Below are 24,561 nucleotides of genomic sequence, written 5' to 3' on the forward strand. Positions count from 1 at the left end.
ATTGGTCCGGGGCAGACGCCGCAACAGGTCGGAAAGGCTGTTGCGGCTTATCTGGTTGCGAGTTCGGTGCTGCTCATTCTGTGTTGTCCCGGTTCTGTTACGAGTTTGCTTTTAGCAGCAGCACGGCTTCAGCGCCAGCGATCATCGCGCCACATGGCCGAAAAGGCCGTCCGGTAGTCGGGATAGGCAAATTCGTAACCCAGATCCCTGATGCGCCGGTTGGAGACACGTTTGTTCTCGCCATAGAAGGAACGGGCCATCGGCGTCAGATCGGCATCCTCGAAGGCGACTTCCGGCGGTGGCGTCACGCCCATCAGTTCGGCGGCGTAGGTGACGACATCCTGCGGGGGGCTCGGTTCATTGTCGGTGATATTGAAGATGCCGCCCGTATCGGTGCCTGCCAGAAAGCGCAAGGAACCGGCAATGTCATCGACATGGATGCGGTTGAAAATCTGGTTTTCCTTGATGACGCGCCGCGCGGTGCCGCGATTCAGATTGACGAAGGCATTGCGGCCCGGCCCATAGATGCCGGAAAGCCTTAAGATCGCGAGCGGCGTTCCGTGCCGTTCGCTCAATTGTCCCCACGCCTTTTCGGCTTCGACGCGTTCCAGATTGCGGCGCGAGGAAGGTTTGCAGGCCGTGGTTTCGTCTACCCATGCGCCCTGATGGTCGCCATAGACGCCGACCGTCGACAGATAGCCGATCCAGCGGATGGTGTTGTCGGAACGGCGAAGCGCCTCCTCGACGATGGCGACAGCGGGATCGCCGCTTTCGCCGGGAGAGATCGAAACGACCACATGGGTCGACTGCGCAAGCCTGTCCAGAAGTTCGGGCGAGGGTGTTTGGCCGTCGAAAAGCAGCGGCTTTATGCCCGCCTGTTCGAGGAGGGGGAATTTCTGCTCGTGCCGCGTGGTCCCGTCGATGCGTTCCGCTTCGCCGGTCACCCTGCGTGCAAAGGCCTGGGCGGAATAACCGGCTCCGAACAGAAATATGCGCATCAAACTTCCTCCATATCCCACTCTGCCTGCACCGTAGCATCCTCTTCCGATGAGGCCAGGCGTTTCTGAACACTGGCCGCGTGGTCGGGGCTTGCCAGTTGCTTCAAGGCCCATATCGCTGCGCCGCGCACGACCGGCGCTTCGTCTTCCAGCAATCGTTCGACATCCGGCAGAAGCGTCGCATCGCCGGAATTGCCGGTAGCGATCAGCACATTACGGATGAAGCGATCGCGCCCGATCCGTTTCACCGGGGAGCCGGAAAAGAACGTGCGGAAAGCCGGATCATCCAGCGCCAGCAGATCGTGGAGACGCGGTTCCTTCAGGTCTTCGCGGGCTTTCAGCTTCATTTCGCTGGTCGCCTGCGCGAACTTGTTCCAAGGGCAGACGGAAAGGCAGTCGTCGCAGCCATAGATACGGTTGCCCATCGCTTTCCGGAACTCTTGCGGGATCGGTCCCTTGTTCTCGATGGTGAGATAGGAAATGCAGCGTCGCGCATCGATGCGATAGGGTGCCGGGAAAGCCTTGGTCGGGCAGGCGTCGAGACAGGCGCGGCAGGAGCCGCAATGGTCCCGCTCGGGCTCGTCGGGCGGAATTTCCGCCGTGGTGAAGATCGAGCCGAGGAACAGCCATGAGCCAAGCTCGCGGCTGACCAGATTGGTATGCTTGCCCTGCCAGCCGAGACCGGCAGCTTGCGCCAGCGGCTTTTCCATGACGGGCGCGGTATCGACGAAGACCTTGACATCCTGTCCGGCGCGCGCGGCAAAACGGCTCGCAATGTGCTTCAGCTTGCCCTTGATGATGTCATGATAGTCGCGGTTCTGCGCATAGACGGATATGGCCGCGCGATCCTGCTTTTCCAGAATGGCGAGCGGATTGGCGTCCGGCCCGTAATTCATGGCCAGCATCATGATGGAACGGACTTCCGGCCACAATACGCTCGGATCGGCGCGGCGGGCTTCCGTTTCCTCCATCCAGTCCATATCGGCGTGATGGCCGTCGGCAATATACTGGCGCAGCCGTTCGGGCGCTTGCGGAATTGCATCGGGCGCGGTGAAGGCAACCGCGTCGAAACCAGCCGCCTTCGCCTCTTCGATCAGGAAGCGCTTGAGTTTCTGTTCGCGGCTATCAGAAATCGAGGTCGCCATAATGGGCCACCGGGGCAAGCCCGCGCACGCGGTCGGAAAGCAACGGGCGGAAAGCCGGGCGCGATTTCATGCGTGCATACCAGTCACGCGCCGCTTTGGTTTCGCCCCATTCGATCTCGCCCAGATAATCAAGGACGGATATGGAAGCTGCCGCCGCCATGTCGGCATAGCTTGGATGCGCGCCGCCGAGCCAGTCGCGGGTCGCGGCCAGCCAGTCGATATATTTCATATGCTGGCGGATATTGGTCCGGGCGGCGCGGATGGCGGTCGAATCCGGCGCGCTGCCGCCCATCTCTGCCGCCATCTGCAACTTGAATACACGTTCGCGGGCAATGTGGCGCGTCACTTCATTTTCGAATTTCAGCAGGAACCAGTCGACCAGGCGGCGCACTTCGGCGCGCTCCATCGGGCTTTCCGGCAGGAGGCGGCGGCTGCGCTTCAATGCGCCGCGCGTCTCGTCCAGATATTCGGCGATCACCGTTGCGCCCACGACCGGAAGGTCGTTTTCGGCCAGGAGCACGGGCAGGGTTGCCGCCGGGTTCAGCGCCAGGAATTCCTTGCGGCGCGACCACGGCCGTTCCTCGATAAGTTCCGCTTCAACGCCATATTCGCCGAGGATGAGCCGCACATAGCGCGAACCCGAAGACATGGGATGATGAAAAAGCGTAAGCATGATCGACGCGAGACTCTCGACTGAAGCTTGAATTGAACGTCCGGAGTTTGCACGGCGGCTGGCGTTTGCGCATGCAGCAGGCTAATTCCTGCAATCAAGCGATTCGACGCCGCCTCAACGGAATATAAAGTCTATAAGGGCTATGTTTGCGTGAGACAAGCAATCGCTGGAAATGCGTGTTTTCAGCCGATGGCCCGCTATCCCGATCCGCCTTTTTAACCCGTCACCGTGCCCACTATCCCAAGGTACTGACTTCATGGATATTTTCAATCTACTGGAAGCTGCATTTCTCGGTCTCATCGAAGGTCTGACCGAATTTATCCCTGTTTCCTCCACCGGGCATTTGCTGCTGGTCGGGCACTTTCTTGGCTTTGAATCCACAGGAAAGACCTTCGAGGTGCTGATCCAGCTCGGCGCCATTCTGGCCATTCTGACGGTCTATTCGGCGAAACTTCTTAAAATCCTCACCGATTTCCCCCGCGATGCCCGCACGCGGCGCTTCGTTTTCGGCATTCTGGTCGCCTTCCTGCCTGCGGCCGTCATCGGCGCTCTCGCGCATGGCTTCATCAAGAGCGTGCTGTTCGAAACGCCGATGCTGGTCTGCGCCATGCTTATCATCGGCGGGTTCGTCCTGCTGTGGGTGGACCAGCTCAATCTGCGTCCGCGCTATCATGATGTGATGGATTATCCGCTGCCCATGTGCCTGGCCATCGGCTTCATCCAGTGCCTGGCGATGATACCGGGCGTGTCTCGCTCCGGTTCCACCATTGTCGGCTCGCTGCTGCTCGGCGCCGACAAGCGTTCGGCAGCCGAGTTCTCGTTCTTCCTCGCCATGCCCACCATGGCGGGCGCTTTTGCCTATGATCTCTACAAGAGCCGCGATATCCTGTCGTTCAACGACGGGGCGCTGATCGGGGTAGGCTTTGTGATGGCCTTCATCTCCGGCGTTTTCGTCGTGCGCTATCTGCTCGATTACGTATCCCGCCACGGCTTCAAGCTGTTTGCCTGGTGGCGTCTGATCGTCGGTGCGCTCGGAATGGCGGCACTGTTGATCTGGGGATGAGGTGCGGTCCGCGCAGCGGACAAAAAGCCCGTGAGCCGGACAGCAAAAAGGGGCCTTCCGGCCCCTTGTTCATTTCCGCTGCGGCTGTGGATCAAGCAAAGCCGGTCTTGGTGTACTGGCCGGCGACGCGGTAGCGCCACAGATAGGATGGCAGCACGGCGTCGACGCTTTCCGGCGTGATGCCCATGCCCTGCAAAGTGCGACCTTCCTTGATGGCTTTTTCCGAAACCACATTGTCGAATTTCAGCAGCGTCACCTGATCGTTGGTGAGCATCGGGTTCGGCAGCAGGCCGAGGATGGATGCCTGCAAACGGGCAACCCACCAGGGCATGGAAACGATGAGGCGCTTGCGGGCGATCACGCCGAGCATGTCCTTCATCCAGTTCCTGAACGGCTGCACATCGGGGCCGCCGAGTTCATAGACGCCGCCCGGCATCAGCTTGCCGTCGACGGCACGCGCCACGGCTTCCGCCACGTCGCCGACATAGACCGGCTGGAGCTTCGTTTCGCCGCCGCCGATTGCAGGCAGGAATGGCGAGAAGCGCGCCATGTTGGCGAAGCGGTTGAAGAAGCGGTCCTCGGGACCGAAAATGATCGACGGGCGCAGGATGACGCTGTCCGGCAGGACGGAAAGAATGGCCTTTTCGCCTTCCGCCTTGGTGCGCGCATAATCCGACGGCGAATTGGCGTCGGCTGCAAGCGAGGACACATGCGTCATGCGGATGCCTGCGGCCTTGGCGGCTTCGGCGATGTTCTTCGCGCCGAGCACCTGGACCGTGTTGAAACGCTGGCGGCCGCTTTCGGACAGAATGCCGACGAGGTTGACCACATGGTCGGAACCCTTGATGACATGTTCCACGGAGCCGCGATGGCGCACATTGGCCTGCACCATCTGGATCTGGCCGACATTGCCGAGCGGCGCCATGTAATAGGCAATTTCCGGCTTGCGCACGGCAACGCGCACGCGGTAGCCGCGCTTGGTGAGAGCCGCAACCACTGCGCGCCCGACAAAGCCTGAGCCGCCGAAAACGGTGACCAGTTTCGGCCTGTTATGGACTTCGTTCGGTTCGGTCTTCATCCTAAACTCCTGCATGAAAGCACGCTATTCGAGCGGTGATTTATCGCCTTTTTGCCACAAGGCAAAGGGGACTTGTTGTCACGATTGCGAAAGCTGCCGGTTTTCCCGCCTTTTGGCGCGAATACTCCTTTGAAATTTGGCGTCTTGCTGTTAAATCGCGCGCATGAGCACACCACTTGACCATATTCGCAATTTTTCGATCGTCGCCCATATCGACCACGGCAAATCGACGCTGGCCGACCGCCTCATCCAGTTGACCGGCGGGCTGGATACGCGCGAGATGAAGGATCAGGTTCTCGACTCGATGGATATCGAGCGCGAGCGCGGCATCACCATCAAGGCGCAGACCGTCCGTCTCTCCTACAAGGCGAAGAACGGCGAGGATTACGTGCTGAACCTGATCGACACGCCCGGACACGTCGACTTCGCCTATGAAGTCTCGCGCTCGCTGGCCGCGTGCGAAGGTTCGCTTCTGGTGGTGGACGCTTCCCAGGGCGTGGAAGCACAGACGCTGGCGAACGTTTATCAGGCCATCGACAACAATCATGAAATCGTGGTCGTGCTGAACAAGATCGACCTGCCCGCTGCCGAGCCCGAGCGCGTCAAGCAGCAGATCGAGGAAGTGATCGGCATCGATGCGGCGCAGGCCGTGCATATTTCCGCCAAGACCGGCCTCGGCATCGAGGATGTGCTGGAAGCCATCGTCACCCAGCTGCCCGCGCCGAAGGAAGGCGACCGCAATGCGCCGCTCAAGGCCATGCTGGTCGACAGCTGGTATGACTCTTATCTCGGCGTCATCGTTCTGGTGCGCATCATCGATGGCGTCCTTAAAAAGGGCCAGACCATCCGCATGATGGGTACGGGCGCGAAATATCCGGTGGAGCGCACCGGTGTTTTCACGCCGAAAATGGTTCAGGTGGACGAACTCGGCCCCGGCGAGCTTGGCTTCATCACCGCTTCGATCAAGGAAGTGGCTGACACCCGCGTCGGCGATACGATCACCGAAGATCGCCGCCCGACGGAAAAGATGCTGTCCGGCTTCAAGCCCGCGCAGCCGGTGGTGTTCTGCGGCCTGTTCCCGGTCGATGCCGCTGATTTCGAGGACCTGCGCGCCGCCATGGGCAAACTGCGCCTCAACGATGCGTCGTTCTCGTTCGAAATGGAAACATCCGCCGCGCTTGGCTTCGGCTTCCGCTGCGGTTTCCTCGGCCTTCTGCATCTGGAAATCATTCAGGAACGTCTTGAGCGCGAGTTCAATCTCGACCTCATCACGACCGCGCCTTCGGTCGTCTACCGTCTCAACATGCAGGACGGTTCGCAGAAGGAGCTGCACAATCCGGCCGATATGCCGGATATCGTGAAGATCAACGCGATTGAAGAGCCATGGATCAAGGCAACCATCATGACGCCGGATGACTATCTCGGCGCTATCATGAAGCTTTGCCAGGAACGCCGCGGCATCCAGATCGACCTGACCTATGTCGGCCCGCGCGCCATGATCACCTATGATCTGCCGCTCAACGAAGTGGTGTTCGATTTCTACGACCGGCTGAAGTCGATCTCGAAGGGTTATGCCTCGTTCGATTACAATCTTTCGGATTACCGCGAGGGCGATCTGGTCAAGATGTCGATCCTCGTCAACGAAGAGCCGGTCGACGCGCTGTCGATGCTGGTGCACCGAACGGCTGCGGAAAAGCGCGGCCGCGCGCTGTGCGAAAAGCTGAAAGAGCTGATCCCGCAGCATATGTTCAAGATCCCGATCCAGGCGGCGATCGGCGGCCGCATCGTGGCGCGCGAGACGATCTCGGCGCTGCGCAAGGACGTGACGGCCAAGTGCTACGGCGGCGACGTGACGCGCAAGCGCAAGCTTCTGGAAAAGCAGAAGGAAGGCAAGAAGCGCATGCGCCAGTTCGGCAAGGTCGAAATCCCGCAGGAGGCCTTTATTCAGGCGCTCAAGATGGGTGATGATTGATCCATTGTCGATTTGTTGAACATTGACTGAGAGATCGGGCGCTTCGGCGCCCTATCTTTTTGACGACACGCCGCTCGCCCTCATCCTGAGGAGCCTCCTGAGCTTGCGAAGGAGGCGTCTCGAAGGACGGGGCGACAGCGCTCCCCCTCAGCCCTTCGAGACGGCTCCCTTGAGCTGCGCTCAGGGCGCCTCCTCAGGATGAGGGGGGACGAGTTCAACAACCGATCTCATCCCCGCTTCGAAAGTTCGGGCAGACGCTCATAATCCATAGCCATTAATGCTTCTTTCTTTGCCCGCGACCATCCTTTGATCTGTCGTTCTCGCGCAATGGCATCGACGATCCGGTCATAGGTCTCGGTGAAGACAAGCTCGACCGGTCGGCGCTTCTTCGTATAGCTATCGTAGATACCTTGGTTGTGTTCCCACAACCGGGCTTCGATGTTCTGCTTGGTAAGCCCGGTATAATAAGACCCATCCGCGCAACGCAGAATGTAGACTGTTACTTCCATGACTTGCCCCCGCGCGTCTTTGGAAGCTAAATGTTGCTTCAAATTTGGCTGTCGAACAAGCCACGACTACCGGCTTCAGGATCCCTCGCGCTCGGAAGGTTGAAATCAGTGTCCGCAAATCCCCGCATTTCCGTCACCTACTGCACCCAATGCAATTGGCTGCTGCGCGCTGCGTGGATGGCGCAGGAGCTGTTGCAGACTTTCGGGCAGGATTTGGCGGAAGTGGCGTTGCGTCCGGGCACGGGCGGGGTGTTTGAAATCCGCGTTCATATGCCAGACGGCAGCGAAGAACTCATCTGGGAGCGCAAGCGCGATGGCGGCTTTCCGGAAGCCAAGGTGTTGAAGCAGCGCGTGCGTGATCTGGTCTGGCCGGAGCGCGATCTCGGTCATTCCGACCGGCCAGTCAGTTCGTGAGGGCTTCTTACCCCTGATCCTTCGAGGCTACGCTTCGCTCCGCACCTCAGGATGAGGGCGGCAGCGAGCTTGATGAGGGGAGGCCATCGAAGTTAGATATCCAGGCGGCTGATCAAGAAGGGCGCCGACTTTTTGAACGAGAGCGGATACGCGCTTCCCTCATCCTGAGGAGGTGCGCAGCACCGTCTCGAAGGATCGAAGGATCGAAGGATCGAAAGACGAGGGAAAAAGCAGCATCGCTATTCCAAACCGAAGAAACTAATCCTCATCCACCACGCGCAGGCGTAGCTGGCTGGTCGAACCGTCCGCCGGTCTTGCCTGCGAGCGAGGTGTTTCCTCGGCAGGCTTTTCGCCGAATTCCAGCGCCTCGATCTTCGCGCCGCGTTTCGTGACCTTGGCTGACGACACAAGAATATCGTCAATATCCTTGTTGGCCTGCACGAAATGGGTTTGCAGCTTGCGCACGCGCTCATCCAGACGGCCGACATCTTCCATCAGGCGGATCACTTCGCCCTGAATCACATGCGCCTGCTCGCGCATGCGGGCATCCTTCAGGATGGCCTGAATGACCTGAATCGACAGCATCAGCAGCGAGGGCGAGACGATGACAACCCGTGCCCGGTGCGCACGCTGGATCAGCGCCTCGAAATGCTCGTGAATATCCGCAAAGATCGATTCCGAGGGCACGAACAGGAAAGCCGTGTCCTGCGTTTCGCCGGGTATCAGATATTTGTCGGACACGTCCTTGATATGAATTTCCATGTCGCGGCGGAACTGGGCGACTGCCGCCTTGCGCGCCTCCGGCTGTTCCGTCTCACGCATCGAATTCCAGGCTTCGAGCGGAAATTTCGCGTCGATCACCAGCGAGGGCGCATTGTTCGGCATGCGCACAAGGCAATCGGGACGGGTGCTGTTGGAAAGCGTTGCCTGGAACTCGTAGGCCCCTTGCGGCAGGCCATCGGCGATGATCGCTTCCATGCGCGACTGGCCGAAAGCGCCGCGCGTCTGCTTGTTGGCGAGGATCGCCTGCAACTGCACCACCTGTCCGGCGAGCGACTGGATATTGTTCTGCGCCGTGTCGATGACGGCAAGGCGCTCCTGCAATTTGGCAAGGTTTTCATGCGTCGAGCGGGTCTGCTCGGTCATGGTCTGGCCGATGCGATGCGTCATGCCGTCGAGCCGCTCGCGGATCGACTGGTTAAGCTCGGCCTGCCTTGAGCCGAACACTTCCGCCATGGTCTGCATCCGGCCCTGCATCTCGGCCTGCGCCTTGAGGATTTCCGCCATGCGATATTCCGCATCGCGGGCACGGTCCTCAGCCTGCGCTTCCGCAACTGCGCGAAGCCGGGCGGAGCGGGCTGCAGCGATCAGAAAAATGGCAAGACACAGCACCAGCACGACGATACCCGCCAGCAGGATATTGCCGAGCGTGAAGGATGTGGCGCCGAGCTGCAGAAGCGGCTCATTCAAGAGATTCTGGTTTTCCATGAAGTGAGCTTAACTGATTCGTGTCGCCTTGATGAGATCAAAACGAGAACATTTTGCAAAGTGTAATTGACGATTCTCACGCGAGCCATTACGTGAAAGCCCATGTCTGTAAAACCGCTTGTCATCCTTCCCGATCCCGTCCTGCGCCAGGTTTCCAAGCCTGTGGAGCGCTTTGACGACCAGCTGCGCAAATTTGCCGGCGACATGTTCGACACCATGTATGATGCGCCGGGCATTGGCCTTGCCGCCATTCAGGTGGGCGAGCCGATCCGCATGCTCGTCATCGACCTCGCCAAGGAAGGTGAACCGAAAGCGCCGCATGTCTTCATCAACCCCGAAATCGTCGGCGTGACGGATGAAGCCAGCACCTATGAGGAAGGCTGCCTTTCGATCCCGGATTATTATGCGGAAGTTGAACGGCCAGCCGCCATCAAGGTCAATTATTTCGATGCTGACGGCAAGCCGCATGCAATGGAAGCCGACGGGCTGATGGCCACCTGCCTGCAGCATGAGATCGACCATCTGAACGGCGTGCTCTTCATCGATCATATTTCCAAGCTGAAGCGCGATATGGTCATCAAGAAATTCAAGAAGCTCGCCAGCCAGAGCGCGCCTAAGAAGGTTCTTTAATGCGTGTCGTTTTCATGGGGACGCCGGAATTTTCCGTGCCGATCCTCACCGCCATCATCGGTCACGGTTATGAGGTTGTTGCGGTCTATACGCAGCCGCCGCGCCCGGCGGGCCGTCGCGGGCTGGAGCTGACCAAGTCGCCGGTGCATGAAAAAGCCGAGCAGTTCGGCATTCCGGTGTTCACGCCGAAGAGCCTCAGAAGCACGGAAGAGCAGGACGTTTTCGCAAGCCTCGAAGCCGATGTCGCGATTGTCGTGGCCTATGGCCTGCTGCTGCCGCAAGCCATTCTGGATGCGCCGCGCCTCGGTTGCTATAACGGCCATGCCTCGCTTTTGCCGCGCTGGCGCGGTGCTGCTCCCATCCAGCGCGCCATCATGGCGGGCGATGCGGAAACCGGCATGATGATCATGAAGATGGATGCGGGGCTCGATACCGGTCCTGTTGCAATGGCTGAAAAGGTTGCCATCACGCCTGACATGACGGCAGGTGAGTTGCATGATCGCCTGAGCATGATCGGGGCCGATCTGATGATCCGTGCGCTGGGTGCGCTTGAGCGTGAAAGCCTTGCCTTGCAGCCGCAGGCGGAGGAAGGCGTGACCTATGCCGCCAAGATCGACAAGGCCGAGGCGCGCATCGACTGGTCGAAGCCTGCGAAGGACGTGCACAACACCATTCGCGGCCTGTCGCCCTTTCCGGGTGCTTGGTGCGAAATGGAAATCAACGGCGCTGTCGAGCGCGTGAAATTGCAGCGCTCCACCTTGGGCGAGGGCAGGGGCGAACCGGGCGCGGTGCTGGATGATCGCCTGACGGTCGCCTGCGGCGAGGGTGCCGTTCGGCTCGTCACGCTGCAGCGTTCCGGCGGCAAGCCATTGCCTGCGCAGGAGTTTCTGCGCGGCGCACAGGTCACGAAGGTTTTGTAGGCGGTGCCGCGCTACAAGCTCACTGTCGAATATGACGGCACGCCCTATGTCGGCTGGCAGCGGCAGGAAAACGGCCATGCGGTGCAGAATGCAATCGAACTGGCGTTCAAGAAGTTCTGCGGCGAAGACCTGACGCTAAGCGCTGCGGGCCGTACCGATGCGGGCGTTCATGCGACGGCGCAGGTTGCCCATGTCGATCTCACCAAGGATTGGGACGCGGGCAAGGTGCGCGACGCGGTGAATGCGCATCTGGTCATGGCCGATGAGCGCGTCAGCATATTGAACGTCGAGAAGACGACGGACACATTCGACGCGCGTTTTTCGGCGCGTAGCAGGCATTATCTCTACCGCATCCATAATCGTCGTGCGCCTCTGGCGATCGACTACCAGCGTGCATGGTGGGTGCAGAAGCGGCTCGATGCCGATGCAATGCATGAAGCGGCGAAGCGGCTTCTGGGTGAGCACGACTTCACGACGTTTCGCGCCACGCAATGCCAGGCCAAGAGCCCGGTCAAGACGCTTGATCGCCTCGATGTGACGCGCAATGGCGACATGATAGAGATGCGCGTTTCAGCGCGTTCCTTCCTGCACAATCAGGTGCGCTCCTTTGCCGGCAGCCTGATGGAAGTGGGGGTGGGTCGCTGGACTGCGGATGATCTGCAAGCTGCTTTGGAAGCGCGTGACCGCAAGGCCTGCGGGCAGGTTGCCCCGCCCTATGGGCTTTATCTGATTGGTGTGGACTACGCCTTTCCGTTTTAGCGCGCTCTAGGGGATCAAAAGCAAACTTCCTGACGATTTTCCCGTCTCCAGCGCACGATGGGCTTCCGCTGCTTCGGTCAGTGCATAGGTGGCGCCGACAGTTCCGGTGAGGCCTTCTTCCATCATGCCGAAAAGCTTGGCAGCGGAGTTCCGGTAATTATCCAGATCGTTGATGTAAGCGATCACGCTTGGCCGGACGAAAGAAAGATCTGCTTGATTGCCAAGTGCATCAATGACCGTCTGGGAGATTTTTCCACCGGCCTGACCGATGCTCGCCAGAGTTCCGAGATGGCGCACGCATTGCGCGGTTTTGGGCAGAGTTTCTCCACCGATGCCATCATAGGCGACGTGAACCCCCTGTCCGTTCGTAAGGCGTCTGGTAGCGGTGACAAAATCACAATCGCGCCCAGCGAGCACATGATCCGCGCCGTTCTCGCGCGCCGTTTCGGCCTTTTCTTCCGAACTGACTGTGCCGATTACCGTTGCTCCGAGAGCCTTGCCCCAGCGGGTCAACAGAAGTACCCAGTCCGCCGGCGGCTGCATGCACCAGCATGATGGTATCCGGGCCAACGGGGAATGTATCGGTCAGAAGCATATGGGTGGTAAGACCGCGCAGCATTGTGGCTGCCGCCGTCTGCGCGGAAATTGTATTGGGCAGCATCAGGGCCCGTTGGGCGGGTAAAAGCCGGGTCGAGGCATAGGCACCCACGGGGAGGCCTGCATAGGCCACCCGGTCACCCGGTTTGAGATCAGTTACGCTCGATCCGACGGCTTCCACCACGCCTGCGCCTTCGACGCCGAGCACAGCGGGAAAGGACGGCAGCGGATAGAGGCCGGTCCGATGGTATATGTCGACAAAATTCACGCCGATTGCCTCGTGGCGAATGCGTATCTCGCCCGCACCGGGGCTTCGGGGTGTCTGCGGGACTGTCTGAAGCAGCCCTGCTTCACCGGTTTCGTTCAGAATGATCTCGTGGTCCATCAGTTTAGCCTCCGTTGCAATCCGGGGCAGTATCGGGGATAGAGAAACGGGAAAAAATTGCTGTTTTGATCGCAACGTATGGGAAAAATTTCACAATGGTGAACTGGGAGAGCGTACGTTACTTTGTAGCTTTGGCCGATACCGGCACTCTGTCGGGCGCGGCGCGGATGCTGAATGTAGAGCATGCGACGATAGCGCGACGTGTGGCTGCCCTGGAAAGCGAAACCAGTTTGAAGTTGGTTGACCGTCGGGGACGACGTTTTCTGCTGACGGAAGACGGGGAACGGATCGCTGCAATTGCCCGCAAGATGCAAGACGAAGCGCAGGCTATTAGTCGGCTGGGCGCAGTCCGCGATACTGGTATAAGCGCTACCGTTACACTCACGGCGCCGCCTTCCTACGCGGTTGCGAGACTAGCCAGGCCGCTTGCTGCAATATCGGCGCAGTATCCGGGTATCCATATCCGTGTGATGGGGGAGGCGCGCTTCAGTTCCCTGAACCGTCGGGAAGCGGATATAGCTATACGCCTGACACGTCCGACGACCGGCGACCTCACCATTCGCAGGCTTGGCGAGGAAGCCTTTCGCCCTTACGCAAGTCGACACTATCTGGCGCGAACCCGCCCAGAAGAATGGCAGTTCATTGCTTATGATGAAAGTTTGGAGGACGCGCCGCAGCAGGCTTACCTGCTTGCCTTGGCTGGCACCCGGCCAATTGCCTTGCGCGCCAACACGCTGGAGATGCAGCTCGCGCTCGTGAGCGAGAACGCTGGCATCGCCATGCTGCCGGATTTCATGGCTGAAACACAGGAGCATCTCGTGCCAGCGCTGCCGGATCATGCTCCGCTTCTGCGTGAGGTTTGGATGGTTGTTCACTCCGACATGAAGGCCGTCCCGGCTCTGCGCGCCGTCATGGCCGAGATTGCTGGTGCCCTCAATCATCCCATGCCGGTATAACGGCTATCGTATCAGTAAGCGTGGGGTTCGAAGCCGATTCCGAGTAAATTCTGCAACAGGACGGTCAGGAACAGCGAACCGAAGAAGATGCAGGCGAAGAACGGTGCTGCATAGGCATGCGGGCGCTGCAGCGCGATGAAAGTCAGCCGGTAGCTCAGCACGACGGATATGCCGAACATGATGAAGGCGAACAATGTCGCCACATCGGTGCGTCCGGGGAAGAAAAGTTGCAGCAGCGTGATCGGCGCGAAGATCCACGAAATCAGCGCGCTGCCCCAATTGGTGGCAATCACGAACGCAGCATAACGCTTGGCGATGCCGATGCGCTTGGCGATAAGCCCGATGACGACGAGCGGGACGATCCATGCCGCTATGTCGACGAAGGCGGCGCGGGTGACGATGGCGAAGCGCAGGCCCGCCTCCTCGCGTCCCGCCGTCAGGTTCGCCGCATAAGCGACCCAGCCTGCAAACATCGGCGGCAGCGCAATGGCTATCGCATAGAAGGACGACCAGAAGCCCTCGGCGGAAATGTCGAGATGATCCAGTCCATCCTTGCGCCCGAGCATCATTTTCCAGACGCCCCAGAAATATCTGAAAATATCGTCCAGGCTTGGCATGAGATTCCCAATTTTTCGCATAATCCGGGCGGACACGTCATGCGACTGTCCGGGGCTATGCTCTACCCAAAGAAATCGGCAATGAAGCGTTCATAAATCTGTGTCAGGCCTTCAAGGTCGGCAAGGGCCACGCGCTCATCGACCATGTGCATGGTCTGCCCGACGAGGCCGAACTCGACCACCGGGCAGTAATCCTTGATGAAGCGGGCATCGGACGTGCCGCCGGAAGTCGATAGTTCCGGGCGCTTGCCGGTGATGGCCTCCACCGATGCGGTCAGCGTGCCGATCAGCTTTTCGTCGCGGGTCAGGAACACATGGCTCGGATGCTCGCGCCAGGTCAGCTCATAATTGATCGGCGTTTCACGGCCCGGGCGCAGGCGATTGTCGCGGGCGGCCTTTTCGAGGCGCGCCACGATTTCCGCTTGCAGGCTCTCCGCGGTCCATGTGTCGTTGAAGCGGATGTTGAACGAGGCGGTTGCCTTGTTCGCAATGATATTGGTGGCCGTGTTGCCCACATCGATGGTGGTGACTTCCAGATTGCTGGCCTGGAAATCGGCGGTGCCTGCGTCGAAAGCCGGGTAAAGCAGGCTGTCGACCAGCGTTGTGATGCCGCGCACCGGATTTTCGGCCAGATGCGGATAGGCCGCATGACCTTGCACGCCGTGGACGGTGATGGTGCCTGACAGCGACCCGCGCCGCCCGATCTTGATCATGTCGCCGAGCGCATTGGGATTGGTCGGCTCGCCGACGATGGACGCATCCCAGCTTTCGCCGCGCTGCTTGGCCCAGTCGAGAAGCTTGACCGTGCCATTGATGGCCGGGCCTTCCTCGTCGCCGGTGATGAGGAAGGAAACGCTGCCCTTGAGGCTACCGTGCTTTTCGATGTGGCGGGCAACGGCTGCGACGAAGCAGGCGACGCCGCCCTTCATGTCCACGGCGCCGCGACCGTACATCACGCCGTCTTCGATGACGGCGGAAAAGGGCGGGTGTTTCCAGTCGGCTTCATTGCCGGGTGGCACGACGTCGGTATGGCCCGCGAACATCAGGTGCGGGCCGTTGCCCGACTTGCGCGCATAGAGGTTTTCGATATCGGGCGTGCCTTCATCGCGGAAGACGGGCCGCTCCACCGAAAACCCCATCGGCTTCAGCATCGCTTCCAGTGCCGTCAGCGCGCCGCCTTCAGCGGGCGTCACGGATGGGCAGCGAATGAGGGCGGCGAGATTTTCGGCGGGATTGACGGCTAAGCTCATGTGATCGGGACTTTTTGAAAAGGGAATCGTCTGATGGCGAGATTATCGCGCATCCCGAAAAGTGCGAAGCGGTTTTCGGATCAAGATGCGCGAGAAAACAAAGTCGCATCCCGAAAAGTGCGAAGCGGTTTTCGGACCAGGATGCGTGTGAAGGGCGGCGGTTGTGCATGGGGGATGTTTCGCCTTTCACTTGTTTTTCTCAACCGGTTTCAATTTGGGAACGAAATTTCCTTGACCGGAGGGCCCCTGTCATCGTTAGTTAAAAATAAGTTGATAACGAGACCCGCAAAGGGCCGGTCAACGGGGACTCTTTTAAAAATGGGAAACTGCGCATGCGTTTTGTCACTTCTGCGATAGCAGGCATGATGGTGCTCTTCGGGGCGGCGGCGATACCGGCCAAGGCCGCGCAATGGAGTGAAGCAGGCGGGCTTACGAGCATTCCTTACGGGCACAAGGATTATTGCGATCGCAACAAGCGCGATTGCGGCGCGCATCGCGTCCTGCCGCCGATGAAGCTGACCCCGCAGCGCATGAAACTGCTGCAATCGGTCAGCAGCTCCGTCAATCACCGTATCAAGCCGGTCTCCGATCAGGAGAATTACGGCAAGCGCGACTACTGGACGCTTCCGGTCAACGGCAAGGGCGATTGCGAAGACTATGTGCTGATGAAGCGGGCGCAGCTCATGGCGCGGGGCATCAGCCCGTCATTGCTGCTCATTACCATGGTGCAGGGCAGCGAGCCGCATGTCATCCTGACTGCCCGTACGGATCACGGCGATTATATCCTCGACAATCTGCGCGACGAGGTGCTGCCCGTCGAGAAGACGTCCTACCGCTATATCAAGATGCAGTCGCCAGCCAATTCCGGCCAGTGGGTTTCCATCGCCGGGCGGTCGGTCGCCGTCGCGAACAACTGACCGGGAGTACGGCGTTCAACGTCGAACGCTGCGAGGCCGTTTGAATATCATCAAGCCGCATTTCGATGCGGCTTTTTGTTTTCACGGGTTGCGCGATCAAGGGGGTGAAGCGTGAAAATCGTCCCATTGTTCACTCTCATTGGACAATATATCCGGACAGACTGTTCGCGCTTCTTGAACAAAGACACCTTTGTAACAGTCGTGTGATTGCTGGTATATCAATCAATTTATTGTTTTTATTTGATTTTTCAAATCAGTTTGGCTCAAATTCAAAAAATTGGACGCACAAATGTGTGATCAAGAAAACATTTTCGTGACTGGAACTTTTGCTCACTGTCACCCATTTCAGCTGCATCGGAACGACGAACAAACGCCGCTCCACTTTCCAAGGAGATAGGAAAATGAAGAAGATTGTTCTTGCTGCCGCTGCTCTTGCTCTTACCGCCGGTGCCGCCTTCGCAGAAAACCCGCATGTTGGCGAACCTGCCGATCTTTATGCAAACGACCGCACCCCGGTCGCTGCCCAGAAGCTCGACTACACGGCTCCTGCCTCGATCAACAAGGCAACGGTCTATCAGGATGGTTCGGCTCACCGCTTCGGTGATGCATCGCCTTCCTCTTACCAGAACTAAGAGTCCTTCCGGACTTTTGGTCTTTCCGGTCCTGACGGGCCGGGCATGAATACCCACATTGCATGTCATCCCGAAGGTGTCGGGGCATTTCCTCCCAGATGTGCCTGACACCGTAGGGCGGGCCACGAAGGCCCAGCCAACCGGCGGATTGCCATTAGACAACCGCCAGATAACCGCCAGTTACCTACCAAGTAACCGAATGTCCCCCCTGAGCCCGAACACGAGCCCGAAATTGAGGTTCGACCGGTGAAAGCCGATGTCGGGGACGCTATGGAAAAGGAATAGAGATATGAAAAAGTTTGCTCTTGCCGCCCTTGCTGTCGCTCTCAGCGCCGGTGCCGCCTATGCCGAAAACCCGTTTGTCGGCCAGCCTGCTGAAATGGCTGCCCAGGACAAGGCCTTCGTGCTTCCCGGCGAAACCCCGGTCGCTTCGACCCGCAGCAACATCGACTATACGGCTCCGGCTGCCATTCGCCAGTCTGCGCCGGTCAGCCAGGATGGTTCGGCTCACCGCTTCGGCGACGCTTCCCCGTCCAGCTACCAGAACTAATCGGTTCTGATAGTTGAGACTCCCGGTCGTCCTGCGTGGCTCTGCGTTCGTCCCCCTCACGCATCAGCCATGCAGGGCAACCGGAAAGCTTTAAAACTATCTCCCCGGAGGATGGCGTCAGTGTCTCCCCGGACTGCCCGGATCAGAGGCATTGCGCCATCCGAAGGGGCGACCAGTTATGAAAAAGGCGACGCCAGCGGCGTCGCCTTTTTCCTTGATATGCCTGCGTCTCAAAGCGCATCCCGAAAAGCGTGGACCGATTTCGGCGATCCACCAAACAGACGCGTTCTAGTCCCGCAGCAATTCGTTGATCGAGGTCTTGGAGCGGGTCTTTTCATCGACGCGCTTGACGATGACGGCGCAATAGAGGCTCGGGCCCCAGTTTTCGCCGGGAACGTTCTTGCCCGGCATGGTGCCGGCGACGACGACGGAATAGGGCGGCACTTCGCCGTAGAAGACTTCGCCCGTCGCGCGGTCCACGATCTTGGTGGATTTGCCGATGAAGACGCCCATGCCGAGCACGGAACCTTCACGCACGATGCAGCCTTCAACGACTTCCGAGCGGGCGCCGATGAAACAATTGTCCTCGATGATGGTTGGGCCGGCCTGCATCGGCTCCAGCACGCCGCCGATACCGACGCCGCCGGAAAGATGAACATTCTTGCCGATCTGTGCGCAGGAACCGACCGTCGCCCAGGTGTCGACCATCGTTCCTTCATCGACATAGGCGCCGAGATTGACGAAGGACGGCATCAGGATAGCATTCGGCGCGATATAGGCCGAGTGGCGCACGACGCAGTTCGGCACGGCGCGGAAGCCCGCCTTTTCGAATTCATTGGCTGTCCATCCGTCGAACTTGGAGGGAACCTTGTCCCACCATGACGACTGGCCGGGGCCGCCCTTGATGACTTCCATCGGGTTGAGGCGGAAAGAGAGCAGAACCGCTTTCTTCAGCCATTGGTTGACATGCCAGTTGCCGTCCGCCTGTTTTTCTGCGACACGGGCTTCACCGCGGTCGAGCAGAATGAGCGATTGTTCGACGGCATCGCGCACTTCGCCGCGCGTTGCCGTATTGATGCCGTCGCGCTCGTCGAAAGCCTTGTCGATTGTCTTCTCAAGGGAGGCGAGGTCTGGCTTGGTCATAAGGTGCGGTCTCCATGAATGGGGCGGCGGAAGGCAGGCGGGAAAGGTCCAGCCCGTTTGCTGGGAAATTGATTAAGCGATGGCGCCATATGGGTCAATCGCGTTCGTGATCCGATTGCGGCGCCACGTTTGAGACAGATTAAGCAATTAGCGCCAGAATGAATGTTCAATTCTTTGCATGGCGGAATGAAGGAGCAGGTGAGTAGCATGAACCCGATGGAGAAGTCCGGCTGGACGCCGTTCCCCAATTCAGAGGAAGCTGTCAAGCAGGCGCGAACCGTACCGCAGACGCCGCAGACCGAAGCTTCGGCCTATCGCCTTGCATTCACGGACGACGAGTTCATGACCCGGCGCGACCTGCGCCCGGTGCGTCTGCAGCTGGAATTGCTGAAGCCGGAAATGATTCTGGCCGACCGGGGCATCAAGTCCACCGTGGTCATGTTCGGCGGCGCGCGCATTCCCGAACCCGGCGGCGAGGCCTGGGCGGCCAAGAACGAGGTCCAGAAGAAGAACCTCGAAGCCAACGCGCAATATTACGAGGAAGCGCGCAAATTCGCGCGGCTTTGCTCGGAATATTCCGCCACCACCTATTATCGCGAGTTCATCGTGGTGACGGGCGGCGGCCCGGGCGTCATGGAAGCGGGCAATCGCGGTGCCGCCGATGTCGGCGCGCCGACCATCGGGCTCAACATCGTGCTGCCACATGAACAGGCGCCAAACGCCTATGTCACGCCCGACCTCTGCTTCAATTTCCATTATTTCGCGATCCGCAAGATGCACTTCCTCATGCGCGCCAAGGCGATCTGCGTCTTCCCCGGCGGTTTCGGCACGATGGACGAGCTTTTCGAGGCGATGACGCTGATCCAGACCAACCGGATGGAGCGCCTGCCGCTGATCCTGTTCGGCAAGGAGTTCTGGACCAAGGCGATCAATATCGAGTTTCTGGCCGAGCAGGGCACGATTTCGCCCGCCGATATCGAACTGCTCAATTTCGTGGAAACCGCCGACGAAGCCTGGGGGCAGATCAGGGATTTCTACAAGCTCTGATCGTCCCGGATATTCTGTGCGATGCGCTCGGCCAGAGCGGTTCCGGTTAAAACGGAGTCATTGGGACCGCTCTGTCTCTTTGTTTGTACGCGCATCTATTCGGGCGTTTCTTTTTGCAGCTCATCTTCTGCTCGATAGGGACGAGGACGGTGAACGAGCGTCACCAGCACCACCGAGATGATCATCAGCAGATACCACGAGCCGAGCTTGCTCATCGATACGAACTCCCAGCCGTCGCGCTGGTTGGGGTAAAGCCAGGCCCTCGACCAAGTGCCGATGTTTTCGGCGATCCAGATGAAGAGCGAGGTCAGCAGGAAGGCGATCAGCAGCGGCATCTTGTGCCGGAAGCGGAAGACGCGGTAATGCATGGAGGTACGCCAGAAAAGCGCGAAGGTCGCGGCAAACAGCAGCCAGCGCATGTCCTGGATAAAGTGGTGGGCGAAGAAATTGATGTAGATCGCCGCAGCCAGAACTACGGTCATCCAGAGCGGTGGATAGTGGTTCAGCCTGATATCGAAAATGCGGTTGATGCGGGCCATATAGGAGCCGACAGCCGCATACATGAAGCCGGAAAAGAGCGGCACGCCGCCGATGCGGAAGAAGTTTTCCTCCGGATAGACCCATGAACCGGCATGGGTCTTGAACACCTCCATCGCAGTCCCGACCACATGGAAGATGAGGATGACCTTGGCTTCCTCCCACGCTTCCAGCTTGAAGACCAGCATGGCGAGCTGGATCGCAAGCGCGGCGAGGAACAGGAAATCATAGCGGGTAACGAACCCCGCTCCGCCATCCGGCCAGAACCAGCGGGTGATGATGATGAGCGCCAGCATGGCGCCGCCGAAAAGGCAGGCCCATGCCTGTTTCAGCCCGAAAACCAGAAATTCGATCAGGGCGTCGGAGACGGGATGGCGGGGCAGGGCATCGAGAACACGATGCGCTGCCGCGTCCAGCCATTTTTCAAGGCCGGTGAAATGCCTATCTTGGCGCAACAATTTCTTCCAGAAACCGGGTCAGGTTGTCGGTCACATAGTCCACCTGATCGGTGAACTCGGGATCGCTTTCCCATATTTCGGAAAAAGTAGGCTCAAAATTATTCGGCACGACCAGCACGGTTTTCATGCCAAGCGCTTTGGGGACGACCAGATTGCGCGCCAGATCCTCGAACATCACGGCCTTGCCCGCATCGATGCCGAAGGAGCCGAGGAAACGGTCATAGGTGACCCGTTCCGGTTTCGGCGTCAGCCCTGCCGCCACGATGTCGAAGATATCGTCGAAATCATCGAGGATTCCGAGCTGGCGCGCCGCGCGTTCGGCATGGCCGCGATCCCCATTGGTGAAGATGAAGCGACGGCCCGGCAGCGCCTTGATGGCCTCGCCCAGAGCCGGATCGGGCTTCAGCCACGTATAGTCGATATCATGAACCTTTTGCAGAAAGTCGTCCGGGTCGATCTGATGGCACTCCATCAGGCCTTTCAGCGTGGTGCCGTATTCCAGATAGAACTGCTTTTGAATCTTGCGCGCCTCGTCGCGCGGCAGGTTGAGCAGCGCCTCGACATAGCTCGTCATCTTCACGTCGATCTGCGAAAACAGATTGGCGGCGTGCGGGTAGAGCGTATTGTCGAGGTCGAACACCCAGTCCGTGACGTGGGCGAAGGCAGCTCTGTCCGGAATATCGGTCATGGTTTTTTCCTTACGGCACGATCAACGTGCTTCTTTTTTAAGGCACGATCAGCGTGCCGGCACCGTGCTCGGTGAAAAGCTCAAGCAGCACGGAATGCGGGGTCTTGCCGTTAAGGATGACGACGCCTTCCACGCCGCGGCGGATGGCGTCGATGCAGGTTTCCACCTTGGGGATCATGCCGCCGGAAATCGTGCCGTCCTTGATGAGCGCCTGCGCATCGGCAACCGACAGTTCCTTGATGAGGTTCTTGTCCTTGTCCAGCACGCCCGGCACATCGGTCAGGAACAGGAGGCGCGTTGCGGCCAGCGCACCGGCAATCGCGCCCGCAAAAGTGTCGGCATTGATGTTGTAGGTGTGGCCGTCGCGGCCCGGCGCCACCGGCGCAATGACCGGGATCATCTCGGAGCGGGCCAGAAGGTCGAGCAGGGTGCGGTCCACTTCCGCCGGTTCGCCGACGAAGCCAAGGTCCAGCACTTTCTCGATATTGGAATCCGGGTCGATGACGGTCTTGTGCGCCTTCCGCGCAAAGACCATGTTGCCGTCCTTGCCGCAAAGCCCGATGGCCCATTCGCCTTCGGCATTGATGAGCGCGACGATCTCCTTGTTGATGGAACCGGCCAGAACCATTTCCACGATCTCGACGGTCTTTTCATCGGTGACGCGCAGGCCGCCTTCGAAGCGGGATTCGATGCCGAGCTTGGTCAGCATGGCCTGAATCTGCGGGCCGCCGCCATGTACGACGATCGGGTTTACACCCGACTGCTTCAAAAGCGCGATATCCCGTGCGAAAGCCTTGCCCAGCTCCGGATTGCCCATGGCGTGGCCGCCATATTTCACGACGACATGCTTGTTCTCGTAGCGCTGCATATAGGGCAGGGCTGCGGACAGGAGTTGCGCTTGCATTTCGGGATTTTCAAGTGTCGTCATCGCGGGCTCCATGGCAGGCGACAGGGCAGGGAGAAACAGGTTTTTCTAGACTGGTTTTGTGGCAATTGGAATCGGCTGCAGCGTATTTTTCGCTTCACCCTTCGCGATTATTTGAATTTGCAGCCGGAAACCTGTCGAATAGAAAGCCTGACGGGATTTTTCGAGCCGAATGATTTTTTGAGCCGAATGATTTTATGAGAACGTTTTCATGCGCAAGATTTTCCTTACCGCCTTCGCATTCCTGATTGGTGCAACCGCGTCCCATGCCGCGCCCCCGCAAACCACCGAGACGATCATCCTTGTCCGCCATGGCGAGAAGCCGGAAGGCGGCATGGGGCAGTTGAGCTGCCGGGGCCTTAACCGTTCCCTGAAACTGCCCGCCGTCATTGCAAAGGATTTTGGCAAGCCGGACGCCATTTTCGCGCCAGATCCCGCAAAGGAGAAGATGGATGGCGGCGTTTCCTACGCCTATATCCGCCCGCTGGCGACGGTGGAGCCGACGGCGATCCGCTTCGGAATGCCGGTCGATACGCGCTTCGGTTATGGCGAGATCGAAAAGCTGCAAGCCGCACTTGAACAGCCGCAATATGCCAGTGCCACGATACTGATCGGCTGGGAGCACAAGCAGCTCTACAAGCTGGCCCGGAATCTTCTGCAGGAGAATGGCGGAGATAAAGCTGCGGTGCCCAAATGGCGTGGCGATGATTTCGACAGCATCTATGTGCTGCATATCCAGCGCAGCGAGGGGCATTCAAGCGCCCGTTTCGAGCGCCTCAATGAAGGGCTGGACGGGCAGCCTGCAAGCTGCCCGCTTTAAAGGATTTACGGGGCGTTAAAAGAGGGAATATGGGCTCTTTTTATTGTTGATGTTTAACAAATTACATTATAAATGTTGGCTACGCATACCTGAAATATGTATAGTCTCCGATTATTTTTCTGCCGTCATTCTTGTATACGGTGTAATTTATATAATAGTACGACAAAGACCTTCTTTGAATATCATTCGATATTATTGCATAAGTGTCTATTTTTATTTTAGAGCTCCCGTCTATTGTCCAGTCCGACGCAGCTAGTTCGTATGATTTGCTAGATCCGTAGTCGTTGTTTGTGTTCAATACAATATAATCGTCACTAGACATATCAATGTACGGAGGTATGCTTATATATAAAGAATAGTTTCCTAAATATGCTTTTGATGTAGTTGAGGTAGAAAGAAGCTGAGAAAGATCTTTATTTAGTATTTCTACGGGTAATCCACTAATTATATTTGGTATGTCGATCTCGGTGGTCGTGGATTTGTACAGCGCGCCCCCATCATTTGCACCGGTATTTATGGTATACCATAGGGCGATTTTTTTACCGGCGTGAGGAAAAAGATCCTTTGATGGGATAAGTATGCTCTTGTATGAATTCTGAGGGGACACTGAAGAGTTGCGATAATTGATCCGGGTTTGGTGTACATATTCACCGTCGCCAACAACAGCATATAAATAAAGTATATCATTTTCGGTCAATTCCTCGACATATTGCAGGACAACAGCGGAAGAAACCGGGGGAAGGTTCTGCGGAGGCTCCGTCATGTATGTCAGGCCTGACGATAAGTGCGGTGGCGTCAAGTCGAGCGTTATATCCGAAAAGAACTTGAGGCCTGATTCCTCCGATATGTTCGATACCGAAGGGTAGCCTTCAACGCTTCCTGTCGGCACGGCATAGGAAATCGGAATTGTGGCGCCCGGCCTCATGTCCTGACCTGCGAGTTGTTCCTTTTTTAATAAGAAGATAATGCTGGTCCCGACATCGTTCTCTGAGACTTCATATGATTCAGAGGTGGAAATGCCGACGTTCAAATATACACGGTCTCCCTTTCTCATGTTTTGATATGGTGGTATGGTAACAAGAACGACAAAATCTTCTTCCTCAACCCCTATTTTCTCAGGAGAAAGTGTTGGGCTCTTTAAATTTTGATTAGGTGTCGCGTTCCTGGTCAAAGAGTCATCGGACCGATAAATTGACGGCGTTACGTGAATCTTTTTCATTATGATCCCTCTTTAAAAATGCGTTATTTAATTTTAGATAATTTATACTGAGGTTGTTTAGAATTAACTTTCGAAAATTCTGAATAAGCGCCATCAACGCTCTCATTACGACCTCTGCCCCCAACATCCCTTAGGGCAGAGCGTTCTAAATCCATGTAGGAATAAACTCGA

25 protein-coding genes and 1 pseudogene are annotated in these 24,561 nt (G+C 58.2%); 12 read left to right on the top strand and 14 right to left on the bottom strand.

The window, feature by feature from the left end; all coding sequences use genetic code 11:
* Positions 1–128: 128 nt before the first annotated feature.
* The 3 genes from ACOWVS_RS19825 to ACOWVS_RS19835 are packed head-to-tail and all read right to left on the bottom strand — an operon-like array spanning position 129 to position 2,816.
* A complete protein-coding gene (locus ACOWVS_RS19825) occupies positions 129–998 on the bottom strand; it encodes an SDR family oxidoreductase (RefSeq protein ID WP_075042321.1) in 870 nt (289 codons plus the stop codon).
* A complete protein-coding gene (gene queG, locus ACOWVS_RS19830; protein WP_063881541.1) occupies positions 998–2,143 on the bottom strand; it encodes a tRNA epoxyqueuosine(34) reductase QueG in 1,146 nt (381 codons plus the stop codon). Before queG ends, ACOWVS_RS19825 begins: the two co-directional genes overlap by 1 nt.
* Positions 2,124–2,816, bottom strand: coding sequence for a glutathione S-transferase family protein (locus ACOWVS_RS19835; RefSeq protein ID WP_006467595.1), 693 nt, complete (start codon positions 2,814–2,816; stop codon positions 2,124–2,126). Before ACOWVS_RS19835 ends, queG begins: the two co-directional genes overlap by 20 nt.
* 256 nt (positions 2,817–3,072) lie before the next feature.
* On the opposite strand from ACOWVS_RS19835, the gene ACOWVS_RS19840 reads away from it, so the two are divergent.
* Positions 3,073–3,879: an undecaprenyl-diphosphate phosphatase gene (locus ACOWVS_RS19840; protein ID WP_063881540.1), complete on the top strand. Its 807-nt coding sequence runs from the start codon at positions 3,073–3,075 to the stop codon at positions 3,877–3,879.
* 91 nt (positions 3,880–3,970) lie between these two features.
* Here the strand turns inward: ACOWVS_RS19840 and ACOWVS_RS19845 are convergent, their stop codons facing one another.
* Positions 3,971–4,957: a complex I NDUFA9 subunit family protein gene (locus ACOWVS_RS19845; RefSeq protein WP_063881539.1), complete on the bottom strand. Its 987-nt coding sequence runs from the start codon at positions 4,955–4,957 to the stop codon at positions 3,971–3,973.
* A gap of 163 nt (positions 4,958–5,120) precedes the next feature.
* Here ACOWVS_RS19845 and lepA point away from each other — a divergent pair, with 163 nt between their 5' ends.
* Positions 5,121–6,929: a translation elongation factor 4 gene (lepA, locus tag ACOWVS_RS19850; RefSeq protein ID WP_006467592.1), complete on the top strand. Its 1,809-nt coding sequence runs from the start codon at positions 5,121–5,123 to the stop codon at positions 6,927–6,929.
* 227 nt (positions 6,930–7,156) lie between these two features.
* On the opposite strand, the gene ACOWVS_RS19855 is transcribed toward lepA, so the two are convergent.
* A complete protein-coding gene (locus ACOWVS_RS19855; RefSeq protein WP_063881538.1) occupies positions 7,157–7,438 on the bottom strand; it encodes a GIY-YIG nuclease family protein in 282 nt (93 codons plus the stop codon).
* Positions 7,439–7,546: 108 nt separating this feature from the next.
* Here ACOWVS_RS19855 and ACOWVS_RS19860 point away from each other — a divergent pair, with 108 nt between their 5' ends.
* Positions 7,547–7,852 carry a SelT/SelW/SelH family protein gene (locus ACOWVS_RS19860; RefSeq protein WP_063881537.1) on the top strand — a complete coding sequence of 102 codons (306 nt, stop codon included), beginning with the start codon at positions 7,547–7,549 and terminating at the stop codon, positions 7,850–7,852.
* Positions 7,853–8,110: 258 nt separating this feature from the next.
* Here ACOWVS_RS19860 and ACOWVS_RS19865 read toward each other — a convergent pair whose 3' ends face one another.
* A complete protein-coding gene (locus ACOWVS_RS19865; RefSeq protein WP_063881536.1) occupies positions 8,111–9,340 on the bottom strand; it encodes a DNA recombination protein RmuC in 1,230 nt (409 codons plus the stop codon).
* Positions 9,341–9,442: 102 nt separating this feature from the next.
* Between ACOWVS_RS19865 and def the strand changes: the two genes are divergently transcribed.
* The 3 genes from def to truA are packed head-to-tail and all read left to right on the top strand — an operon-like array spanning position 9,443 to position 11,649.
* The gene (def, locus tag ACOWVS_RS19870; RefSeq protein ID WP_025090800.1) at positions 9,443–9,970 is read left to right on the top strand and encodes a peptide deformylase; all 528 of its coding nucleotides are present in this window, start codon (positions 9,443–9,445) and stop codon (positions 9,968–9,970) included.
* Entirely contained in the window at positions 9,970–10,890 is a 921-nt protein-coding gene (fmt, locus tag ACOWVS_RS19875; protein ID WP_075042320.1) for a methionyl-tRNA formyltransferase, read from the top strand. Before def ends, fmt begins: the two co-directional genes overlap by 1 nt.
* A gap of 3 nt (positions 10,891–10,893) precedes the next feature.
* On the top strand, positions 10,894–11,649 hold the full coding sequence (gene truA / locus ACOWVS_RS19880) for a tRNA pseudouridine(38-40) synthase TruA (RefSeq protein WP_075042319.1): 756 nt from the start codon (positions 10,894–10,896) through the stop codon (positions 11,647–11,649).
* A 6-nt stretch (positions 11,650–11,655) separates the two neighbouring features.
* On the opposite strand, the pseudogene ACOWVS_RS19885 reads toward truA, so the two are convergent.
* A pseudogene (locus tag ACOWVS_RS19885) lies at positions 11,656–12,631 on the bottom strand (quinone oxidoreductase family protein).
* A 95-nt stretch (positions 12,632–12,726) separates the two neighbouring features.
* On the opposite strand from ACOWVS_RS19885, the gene ACOWVS_RS19890 reads away from it, so the two are divergent.
* The gene (locus tag ACOWVS_RS19890; RefSeq protein ID WP_075042318.1) at positions 12,727–13,587 is read left to right on the top strand and encodes a LysR family transcriptional regulator; all 861 of its coding nucleotides are present in this window, start codon (positions 12,727–12,729) and stop codon (positions 13,585–13,587) included.
* Positions 13,588–13,598: 11 nt separating this feature from the next.
* On the opposite strand, the gene ACOWVS_RS19895 is transcribed toward ACOWVS_RS19890, so the two are convergent.
* Entirely contained in the window at positions 13,599–14,204 is a 606-nt protein-coding gene (locus tag ACOWVS_RS19895; protein ID WP_021587105.1) for a hypothetical protein, read from the bottom strand.
* A gap of 62 nt (positions 14,205–14,266) precedes the next feature.
* On the bottom strand, positions 14,267–15,454 hold the full coding sequence (dapE, locus tag ACOWVS_RS19900; protein ID WP_075042317.1) for a succinyl-diaminopimelate desuccinylase: 1,188 nt from the start codon (positions 15,452–15,454) through the stop codon (positions 14,267–14,269).
* 365 nt (positions 15,455–15,819) lie between these two features.
* On the opposite strand from dapE, the gene ACOWVS_RS19905 reads away from it, so the two are divergent.
* The 3 genes from ACOWVS_RS19905 to ACOWVS_RS19915 all read left to right on the top strand — a co-directional run bounded on the left by ACOWVS_RS19905 (position 15,820) and on the right by ACOWVS_RS19915 (position 17,553).
* Positions 15,820–16,371 carry a transglutaminase-like cysteine peptidase gene (locus ACOWVS_RS19905; RefSeq protein WP_006472292.1) on the top strand — a complete coding sequence of 184 codons (552 nt, stop codon included), beginning with the start codon at positions 15,820–15,822 and terminating at the stop codon, positions 16,369–16,371.
* A gap of 401 nt (positions 16,372–16,772) precedes the next feature.
* Positions 16,773–17,003, top strand: coding sequence for a hypothetical protein (locus tag ACOWVS_RS19910; RefSeq protein WP_006472293.1), 231 nt, complete (start codon positions 16,773–16,775; stop codon positions 17,001–17,003).
* Between the two features lie 289 nt (positions 17,004–17,292).
* A complete protein-coding gene (locus ACOWVS_RS19915; protein WP_006467574.1) occupies positions 17,293–17,553 on the top strand; it encodes a hypothetical protein in 261 nt (86 codons plus the stop codon).
* Between the two features lie 288 nt (positions 17,554–17,841).
* Here the strand turns inward: ACOWVS_RS19915 and dapD are convergent, their stop codons facing one another.
* The gene (dapD, locus tag ACOWVS_RS19920) at positions 17,842–18,696 is read right to left on the bottom strand and encodes a 2,3,4,5-tetrahydropyridine-2,6-dicarboxylate N-succinyltransferase (protein ID WP_006467573.1); all 855 of its coding nucleotides are present in this window, start codon (positions 18,694–18,696) and stop codon (positions 17,842–17,844) included.
* Between the two features lie 207 nt (positions 18,697–18,903).
* Between dapD and ACOWVS_RS19925 the strand changes: the two genes are divergently transcribed.
* Positions 18,904–19,743, top strand: coding sequence for an LOG family protein (locus ACOWVS_RS19925; RefSeq protein ID WP_031346854.1), 840 nt, complete (start codon positions 18,904–18,906; stop codon positions 19,741–19,743).
* Between the two features lie 95 nt (positions 19,744–19,838).
* Here ACOWVS_RS19925 and ACOWVS_RS19930 read toward each other — a convergent pair whose 3' ends face one another.
* The 3 genes from ACOWVS_RS19930 to argB are packed head-to-tail and all read right to left on the bottom strand — an operon-like array spanning position 19,839 to position 22,354.
* The gene (locus ACOWVS_RS19930) at positions 19,839–20,735 is read right to left on the bottom strand and encodes a DUF817 domain-containing protein (protein ID WP_063881530.1); all 897 of its coding nucleotides are present in this window, start codon (positions 20,733–20,735) and stop codon (positions 19,839–19,841) included.
* Complete coding sequence (locus ACOWVS_RS19935; protein ID WP_025090810.1) at positions 20,722–21,426, bottom strand: pyrimidine 5'-nucleotidase; 705 nt, start codon at positions 21,424–21,426, stop codon at positions 20,722–20,724. The genes ACOWVS_RS19930 and ACOWVS_RS19935 overlap by 14 nt, the downstream gene beginning before the upstream one ends.
* 37 nt (positions 21,427–21,463) lie before the next feature.
* On the bottom strand, positions 21,464–22,354 hold the full coding sequence (argB, locus tag ACOWVS_RS19940) for an acetylglutamate kinase (RefSeq protein ID WP_006472297.1): 891 nt from the start codon (positions 22,352–22,354) through the stop codon (positions 21,464–21,466).
* Positions 22,355–22,562: 208 nt separating this feature from the next.
* On the opposite strand from argB, the gene ACOWVS_RS19945 reads away from it, so the two are divergent.
* Positions 22,563–23,171, top strand: a complete 609-nt coding sequence (locus ACOWVS_RS19945; protein WP_063881529.1) for a hypothetical protein — start codon at positions 22,563–22,565, stop codon at positions 23,169–23,171.
* A 79-nt stretch (positions 23,172–23,250) separates the two neighbouring features.
* Here ACOWVS_RS19945 and ACOWVS_RS19950 read toward each other — a convergent pair whose 3' ends face one another.
* Entirely contained in the window at positions 23,251–24,390 is a 1,140-nt protein-coding gene (locus ACOWVS_RS19950; protein ID WP_112702347.1) for a hypothetical protein, read from the bottom strand.
* Between the last annotated feature and the right edge of the window lie 171 nt (positions 24,391–24,561).

Origin of the sequence: Brucella sp. IR068 (genome assembly GCF_049065885.1) — a bacterium.
GTDB lineage: Bacteria > Pseudomonadota > Alphaproteobacteria > Rhizobiales > Rhizobiaceae > Brucella > Brucella intermedia.